The following is an 8,403-nucleotide window of genomic DNA, read 5'->3' on the forward strand; positions in this document are numbered from 1 at the left end:
TAACAAAAAACCTATAGATTTACTATTTCAGCTATCTATTCCAGCAGTTATGACGATTACATTCTTCCAATCAATCGGAAATGGAAAGAAAGCCGGAACTATTGTTATGCTTAGACAGTTGTTCTTATTTGTTCCTGCAATGATCTTTTTGCTAATGGTATTTGAAATAAAAGCAGTATGGTTCACACAACCACTTGTAGATTTCATTATGATTGTTGTTGGAATACTTATGATGATTGGGAGTTGAATAAAATGGGACAAGAAAAGTTAAAATCCTAAAAACTTTGCTTAATTTTGCAATGAAATTGTTTCAGAAAGGCATTGTTAAAAATATATTTTAGCTATAAGTAATGGAGGAAGAATAATGAATGCTATTTTATATTCATTGAAAACAGAGCAAGATATAATAAACACTCCTTTTTCCTACATTCTTAATACTTTTATGCTTTCTTAAACATTTAACTAACCAATTAAATAGAATTAAAGGAAGATCAAGTTTCTTCCGTTTTAGAGGACTTCTTATGCCTATGTGCAGGAGTCCTCCTTTTTTTGCCTGAAAACAAGCAGACAAAAAAAGAAATGGAGGAAGCATATATGCCAAAAGAATATTACCTTTATGTCAGAGGGCAAAAGGTCAAAGTCAGCGAGCAGATATACAAAGTCTACTGGCGAGAAAGAGAACACGAGAAGTATTTAGAGCAGGTGGACAGAAAAAACCACTTGCTCTTTTTTTCATCATTGGATCACGATGGACACTTTGTAGATAATATTGTTGATGAAAGTGTAGATGTAGAAAAGATTGTTGAAACACAGATGATGATTGAAGCAGTCAGAAATGCTATATCAAGGCTCAATGCAGAAGAAAGAGATATTATTGAACGCTTGTATTTCAATGATGAAACGGTTCGCTCAGTGGCAAAGCTCAAAAGTATTACTCATCCGGCTTTAATCAAAAGAAGAAACAAAATTCTTGAAAAGCTGAAAAAATTCATCGAAGAACTTTAGAACTTCGGTAACCAAAGGGGTCAAATTTTCCTTATGTAAAGTGAAGGGGAGTTTGACCTCCTTTACTTTATTCAATAAGAGAGAAGCCTGCTTATGGCAAATAGGAAAATGTAAAGAAAATAATCCCTTTCAAATATTGATCTTTGACAACTGAATAGACCAAGGTAGGACTTTATCTACTTGTGGAGAATTATGACTTACGCCATGATCTTTCTGCTGAAAGCAATTTCGGTTCTATGAATACTGGGTTAGCCAAGGATACAAGAAAGTGAGCGATAAATAAGAATACATAAAAAACAGAGGTGGCAATCTGTTCGGTGATACAAGTAGTGATAATGATACTTCAATAGTTTAAGCCGGCTCGTCTTAATAAGGGGCGGAGGTGAGATTCCTATGTTGCTGCCAAGCACCTACCAATGTCATAAAACTTAAAAATGATTTTTAACGAGGAGGGTTTAGAATGAATAACGAATTACTAAAATATAGCCTCCAATTATCTATGCTATCTATCTTGCTGTCCAAACATTTACTAAATGATATTGAATACAGGAAGATAAAGTTAAAACTGATGAAAAAGTACAACATTTCAACAGAATTATATTTATAATGTTTTGCAAGTGTGGTATAATAAGACTGCATAGAAAGATACAAAAAAGGAGGCGGATGCAGTGAAGAAAGATGTAAAAGTTATTAAAGGTGATACCACACTAAAAAGAACTGCATCAGGCTGTGTTGAACGCTCTATAAAGAGAGTGGCAGCTTATTGCAGAGTTAGTACGGATACCGAAGATCAGATTAACAGATATAATTCTCAGGTAGAACACTACACAGAATTTATACAGAAGAATAACGAGTGGACTCTTGCCGGAATATATGCTGACGAAGCGATAACAGGAACACAGGTTGATCGAAGAATTGACTTTCAAAGGTTGATAAATGACTGTATAAATGGCGATATAGATATGATAATTACAAAGTCTATATCAAGATTTGCGAGAAATACATTAGATACCTTGAAGTATGTAAGAAAGCTGAAAGAATTTAATGTTGCAGTCTTTTTTGAAGAAGAAAACATAAACACCTTAACAATGGACGGTGAGTTGCTTTTAACAATTTTAAGTTCAGTTGCTCAACAGGAAGTAGAGAACATTTCAGCCAATGTCAAAAAAGGTTTGAGAATGAAGATGGAAAGAGGAGAAATGGTCGGCTTTCAAGGGTGTTTAGGCTATGACTATGATCCGGAAACTAAAAGCATTTCTATCAATGAAAAAGAAGCTGAGATTGTAAGATATATTTTCAGAAGATACATTGAAGGTGTTGGCGGTATGGTAATTTCCAGAGAACTGGAAGAACAAGGATATTTATCGCCAAGAGGAAATAAAAGATGGACTGAAACAACTGTTTTAGGAATCATAAAAAACGAAAAATATAAAGGGGATCTTATGATGGGAAAGACCTATACGGTTGATCCTATTTCAAAGAGAAGATTGGACAATTATGGAGAACAGGATAAGTTTTATATAGAAAACCATCACGAGCCAATCATTTCAGAAGAAGTTTTTGAAAAAGCTCAAGGTATTAGATTGAGAAGGTCAAAAAACAGAAATACTGTTGCCAATAATGGTGGTAAAAGAGAAAAGTATTCAAGAAAATATGCTTTTAGCAGTATGCTTGAATGTGGATTTTGCGGTCATAATCTTTCAAGAAGAAATTGGCATTCAAGTTCAGAATATACAAAAGTTATATGGCAGTGTGTCAATGCTACTAAAAACGGAAAGAAGTATTGTCCGCATAGCAAAGGAATTGAGGAAGAAGCTATTGAAAAAGCATTTATGGAAAGCTACCGTCAGGTATGCCATAATAATGTGGAAATTACCAATGAATTCCTTAAAACTGTGGAAGAAGAATTGAAAGACAACAGTTTAGCTAAAGATCTGAAGAAGATTACAAATCAACTTGATAAGGTACTAAAAAAAGAGAAGGATCTTGTTGAGTTAAGGCTGAATGAGTCAATCAGCATGGATATATATCAGGACAAGTATAATGAAATAGCTATTAGTAAAGAGAAACTACTTGCAGAAAAGAGGACTTTAGAGGTAACACTTACCGATGAAAAAGCATTGAAGAAAAGGCTTGAGGGATTTAAAAAAATACTTGAGTCCAATAAATACCTTGAGAAATTTGATAGAGCTGTATTTGAAAGTATAGTAGATAAAATCATCATTGGGGGAACTAACGATGAAGGAGAAATTGATCCTGCAATGATTACTATCATATATAAGACTGGTAAAAAAGACTCTCAGGACGGAAGGTTATTTAAGAGTAGAAGAAAAAATGCAAAGGAAGTTAATGAGGAAACTGACAACAAATTGTATCCTCAATCAAGCGACGAGGTTAATAATTTGTGTTCCTATCATATGGACAACACATGTAGAGACAGTAGCTCTGTTGTCCAAACTAAATACAGAACATCATTTAGATATAGAAATAGGGGAAGATGAATTATCTGAAATTGACTTTTCAAAAGACGCAACTTATGGAGAAATTAAAAAGTATGTGTTAGATAAATACGGACTAAAAGTTTCAAGCCTATATATTGCACAAATAAAAAGGAAACATGGTCTAATAGAGAGAGAAAATTATAATTTTAGTAAGAAAGAAAATCAAAGAGTGCCAAATTGCCCAGAAGAAAAAGAAAAAGCAATCGAAGATGCTTTAGAGCATTTTGGAATGATTTAAATAATATCTAAGATTGAAAATTTAAAAATTAAGACTTAAAAACTTTAAGATTAAAAAGATATGTACTTCTTATATAACCTAAGAAGATTAATTGAAAATCAGGGGAACGATGATGGTAAAATAAAAAATTTTAACAACTAAAGAAGAATTAGGCATTATTGCCAAAGAGGTTTTTATGAAGTTAAAAATACTGAAAAAGACTTGTTAGAATTGAAAATTTTAGATCATTGTGCGGGGTTTCGTGTCATAATAGTGATAGAGGCAAATAGTTATGTAAATATAAAGAGTTCAAGACTTCTACCAAAGTTTAAAACTCAAAAATTAAATAGTTGGTGTGCTGCTTAGAGTAACCATTTTGATAATGTGGATGCGAAACAAAAAGAGATAATCAGACTTCGTAAAAAATTGAAACAGGTTGAAATGGAGAATGATATTTTAAAGCAAGCTGCACTACTGTTAGGCAAAAAATAGACCTCATTATCTCGAACCGAGATAAATATAGCATTAGTGCAATGTGTAGACTACTTGGGGTCACAAGAAGTTTAGTCTATTATCATTTGAACAAAGAAAAAGATGTGAAATTAGATGAAGATGAAAAACTAATAGAAGAAATAAAAGAAATATTCAGAAGAAGTAGAAACAACTACGGAACACGCAAAATAAAAAAAAACTAGGGAAAATTGGATATAAAATATCGAGAAGAAAAATAGGACGAATAATGAAGAAAAATGGCCTAGTCTCAAACTATACAGTAGCACAATATAAAGTAATAAGATCCAAATGCAACGAAGAAGACATCCCTAACCTTTTAAATAGATAATTTGACAATAGAGACTATTTAGAAGCAATAGTAAGCGACCTAACATATGTAAGAGTAGGAAAAACATGGAATTATATATGTTTAATAATAGACTTAAACAGCCGTGAAATAATAGGATACTCATCAGGTAAAAACAAAGATGCAAATCTAGTAGCAGAAGCATTTTACTCAATAAGGCAGCCACTAAATCGTATAAAAATATTTCACACAGACAGAGGAAGAGAATTTAAAAATATAAAAATAGAAGAAATATTAAAGGTATTTGGGATAAAAAGATCGCTAAGTAAAAAAGGAAGCCCATATGATAACGGAGTAAGCGAAGCAGTCAATAAAGTAATGAAGACAGAATTCATATATCAGGAGAACTTTACTAATTTCCAAGAACTTAATCTAAAATTAGCAGAATACGTATATTGGTATAATAACCTAAGAATTCATGGATCTTTAGGATATAAAACACCAGTAGAATATAGAAAAGCAGAATAAAAAGCTCTGGAAGTTTCATAAATTAAATAAAATATATGAACAGACTGTCAAGGGCAAATTTCAACGAAATTTGGGCGAAGCCTTTACCCTTGATTGTCTGAGAATATATTTTATAATCTAAAGAAACTTTCAAGCTTGATAATGTTCGGTTATAAATTGTCTAAAAAATGGTTGCCATTCCATGTATTTGGGTTCATTAGAAGAATGCCGAGCAATGGGTAACATGACGCTGATGTGTTTATACACAAAAAAGCTACACGTGCGTTGGCTGACAACAGGGAGCTAAGTAAATTAACACCAGCTAAAATGTTTGACGCTATTAATAAATGACAAGTATATGAAATTGGTTTTACCTAGTTTAAAAAAGAAATTATAATGAAAATATGGAGGCTAAGAATATGAAGATTAATAATGAATGTTGTTGTGGATGCAAAACAGAAAAGCCGGATCAAATTAAAGACAATTGTCCTGTATGTAATAATGAAGGGATTTCCGTTAGTAAAGTAACTGTTGAACATCTAGTGGTAGATGATTATCGTAATGCTGTTAACGGAGATCAATATAAGATTTGCATGAACGAGGACTGCGACGTTGTTTACTATAACTTAGATAATGAAATAAAATTCTTGAAAGACCAAGTTAGAGTTCCTATCTGGTTTAAGAAAGATGCAGATCCTAAGTATGCTTGTTATTGTAGCGAAGTCACAGAAAATCAGGTAATTGAAGCAGTTGTAAAGCATGGCGCGAAATCCGTAAAAGAAGTAAATGCCATCACTGGGGCAATGAAAAATTCTAATTGTAAAGAAAACAATCCGTTGGGAGTTTGTTGTCATAAGATTATTCAGGAAGCTATCGATAAAGGCTTGAAAATGAAATAATTACAGTCGATATGTTCCTACAAACGAGAGCCAATCTTTGATATGTTTCCATCTACGAGCGTGGATATGTTCCCCATAACCATAGGGGTTGAGACAGTAGCGCTTTTGTCCAAACTTGATGTCGATAAGCATATAAATATTGAAATTGAGCTGGATGAGCTTGATTTGACAAGTGCTGAAAGTAAGGCAACATATGCTCAAATCAAAGAATATGTTTGGAATAAATTTGAATTAAAAGTTTCGACGTTATATATTGCACAGATAAAAAAGAAATGTGGAATAGAATTACGAGAACATTACAACAAGTCTAAAAAGGAGAAACAAATTATTCCACAGTGTACACCTGAAAAAGAAGAAGCCATCATGGATGCTTTGAGACACTTCAAAATGATTTAATAGAAAAGAATGACAGCATATGACTTTCTGCATTTATTACATTCCTACTTGGTATAGGAACAGCTATTATTCCTTTCTTGCAAGGTATCAATTAGAAAATAGGCTCAATATAAAGATTGATAGGATCATTTTTATATTTAAAGGAGCGTTGAAATGATTGATAAAATCAACAAAAAATTTTGGGATAAATTTGCTAAGTTGTATTCCCCTTTTATGAAAAAAGATAAAGAGATTTATGAAAAAGTTTGTGAATATCTTAGTCCTCATTTGAATAAAGATATGTAGGTGCTTGAACTTGCTTGTGGAGTAAGACCTTTCTTATTTGATAAATTCGATATTACAAATCATAAGAATTACAAGTTGTTGGAAGATTATGATAAGAAAAACTTGTTTGATGTAGAAGAGTTTTTGAAAAACAGAGATAAAATAAAAATAAATAGGAACAGTTTGATTACAAGATTATGAATTAACGTTAGGATAAAAATATTTTTGGTATAATATCTATATTTAAACCTTTTGTAGGAATATATTTAAGAAACCAACAAAAACTGTATTTTAAAGATTTGAATGAATCACTTAATTGTGAAGAAGCAAGTCATGTTCAGGTGTTATGAAAATAATGAAATAGATAAATTGGAGTAGCCTATTCATATATTTAGATCTTTTCGAAAGGATAAAACAATGATAGAAAGTAGACCTAAGTTTGATAAAATCACATCGTTTGATGAGTTTAATAAATACTATTGGTATCGTGAAGAACTTTCACAGATATGCAAGTTATTAGGATTAGAATATAGAGGTACAAAACAAGAACTCACTTATATTATTGAGCAGTACTTTAAGGGTGATGTGATTAAAAAGTCATCAATAAAAAACATAAAGAAACAAGTTGATTATATTACTTTAGATATGCCTTTACTTGAGTGTGGATTTTCCTTTAATTCAAAATTCAGAGAATATTTTTCTGTTGTAACAGGTGTTTTGCCTTTCAAATTTACCGCAGATATGGCAACGGCTTGGAGAAAAGTGAAAAGACAAAATGATTTGAGTTTTACAATTCAAGATATGCTCAAAGTTTATTATGGAAAATCAGATTATGCTAAGTATGATAATTCGGTTTGTCAATGGAATCAATTTTTAAAGGATTTTTGTGCAGACGAAATTAGTCGTAACTACTCTAATAAAATACAAGTAGCTGCAATTCTTTGGAAAGAAGCCAGAGATTCAAAAAACAAAAAAGTTTATTCACGAGAACTTATAAAAAAATATGAGGATAAAATAGAAGACTATCACAAGTAAACAGAAACTATTTTTTTGAATGAAAAAAATTAATACAGATAGATGTTAGGCGATAGAAGTTAAAAACTCTATCGTCTTTTTTATTGCAAAAAAGGAGTTATCTATGAAAAAATTAGAACAAATAAGACAAGAATCAAAAGAAATAAAAGATAAAATTGATGATACAGAAGAAAGATTAAGGCAACTAAAAAATCAAGAACAAAAGATATTAAAACAAGACATAGTGAAAAGAAGAAAAGAAAGAACTCATAGACTCATAACAAGAGGAGCAATCTTAGAAAGCCTTATAGAAAATGCAGAAGAATTAACAGAGGAAGAAATAAAAATCCTACTAGAAGAAGCAACCAATACAAAAGAATTTAAAGAAACATTAAAAATAATGAGAGAAAATTAAGAAAAATAAATATGAACAGTCTGATTATAAGATTATGAAATAATATTAAGAAAAAATATTTTAGGTATAATAATATTAAAATATTTGGTTGATTGTATAATCAATTTGTACAACTAAATAAAAAATGATTCATTGCGAATCCTGTGTTAAAATATAAGTCACAACACAAATACATACAGGAGGTCCACAATGAATCGACTTAATTTTAACACAAAAAAGAGAAACTTTAAACACCTAAGTGAGTATGAAAGAGGAGAAATTTATGCCATGATCAAATTAGGTTGCTCAATATCTTCTATTGCCAGGCACCTAAAAAGGTCAAGAACCACTATTTACAATGAGCTTAAAGGTGGTAGGGTGGAACAAATAAAAAATGGACACAAGGT

Annotated in this window: 10 protein-coding genes and 3 pseudogenes; all 13 read left to right on the forward strand. The window is 31.3% G+C overall.

Annotated elements, in window-relative coordinates; translation table 11 throughout:
* Positions 1–46: 46 nt before the first annotated feature.
* Positions 47–279: pseudogene (locus F823_RS0105230) on the forward strand (MATE family efflux transporter); the annotation flags it as partial.
* Between the two features lie 315 nt (positions 280–594).
* Complete coding sequence (locus tag F823_RS0105240) at positions 595–1,005, forward strand: sigma-70 RNA polymerase sigma factor region 4 domain-containing protein (RefSeq protein WP_025194990.1); 411 nt, start codon at positions 595–597, stop codon at positions 1,003–1,005.
* Positions 1,006–1,465: 460 nt separating this feature from the next.
* A complete protein-coding gene (locus F823_RS11040; RefSeq protein WP_001058404.1) occupies positions 1,466–1,612 on the forward strand; it encodes a hypothetical protein in 147 nt (48 codons plus the stop codon).
* Positions 1,613–1,673: 61 nt separating this feature from the next.
* The gene (locus F823_RS0105250) at positions 1,674–3,506 is read left to right on the forward strand and encodes a recombinase family protein (RefSeq protein WP_002846221.1); all 1,833 of its coding nucleotides are present in this window, start codon (positions 1,674–1,676) and stop codon (positions 3,504–3,506) included.
* Positions 3,454–3,744 carry a hypothetical protein gene (locus F823_RS0105255; RefSeq protein ID WP_002846220.1) on the forward strand — a complete coding sequence of 97 codons (291 nt, stop codon included), beginning with the start codon at positions 3,454–3,456 and terminating at the stop codon, positions 3,742–3,744. The genes F823_RS0105250 and F823_RS0105255 overlap by 53 nt, the downstream gene beginning before the upstream one ends.
* A gap of 357 nt (positions 3,745–4,101) precedes the next feature.
* Positions 4,102–5,050 (forward strand): annotated as a pseudogene (locus F823_RS11330) (IS3 family transposase); the annotation flags it as partial.
* A gap of 398 nt (positions 5,051–5,448) precedes the next feature.
* Positions 5,449–5,928, forward strand: coding sequence for a Csac_0668 family 2Fe-2S cluster-binding (seleno)protein (locus tag F823_RS0105260; RefSeq protein WP_000700631.1), 480 nt, complete (start codon positions 5,449–5,451; stop codon positions 5,926–5,928).
* A 60-nt stretch (positions 5,929–5,988) separates the two neighbouring features.
* Positions 5,989–6,324: pseudogene (locus tag F823_RS0105265) on the forward strand (23S rRNA (uracil(1939)-C(5))-methyltransferase RlmD); the annotation flags it as partial.
* A gap of 153 nt (positions 6,325–6,477) precedes the next feature.
* A complete protein-coding gene (locus tag F823_RS11250) occupies positions 6,478–6,609 on the forward strand; it encodes a hypothetical protein (RefSeq protein WP_002846215.1) in 132 nt (43 codons plus the stop codon).
* On the forward strand, positions 6,610–6,789 hold the full coding sequence (locus tag F823_RS0105275) for a hypothetical protein (RefSeq protein ID WP_002846213.1): 180 nt from the start codon (positions 6,610–6,612) through the stop codon (positions 6,787–6,789).
* Between the two features lie 216 nt (positions 6,790–7,005).
* Entirely contained in the window at positions 7,006–7,623 is a 618-nt protein-coding gene (locus F823_RS0105280; protein ID WP_002846212.1) for an SAP domain-containing protein, read from the forward strand.
* 103 nt (positions 7,624–7,726) lie between these two features.
* Complete coding sequence (locus F823_RS0105285; RefSeq protein WP_019595459.1) at positions 7,727–8,017, forward strand: DUF3847 domain-containing protein; 291 nt, start codon at positions 7,727–7,729, stop codon at positions 8,015–8,017.
* Between the two features lie 189 nt (positions 8,018–8,206).
* On the forward strand, positions 8,207–8,403 hold a 197-nt coding region (locus F823_RS0105290), incomplete at its 3' end, for a helix-turn-helix domain-containing protein (RefSeq protein WP_019595460.1).

Origin of the sequence: Peptostreptococcus anaerobius VPI 4330 = DSM 2949 (genome assembly GCF_000381525.1) — a bacterium.
Lineage (GTDB): Bacteria > Bacillota > Clostridia > Peptostreptococcales > Peptostreptococcaceae > Peptostreptococcus > Peptostreptococcus anaerobius.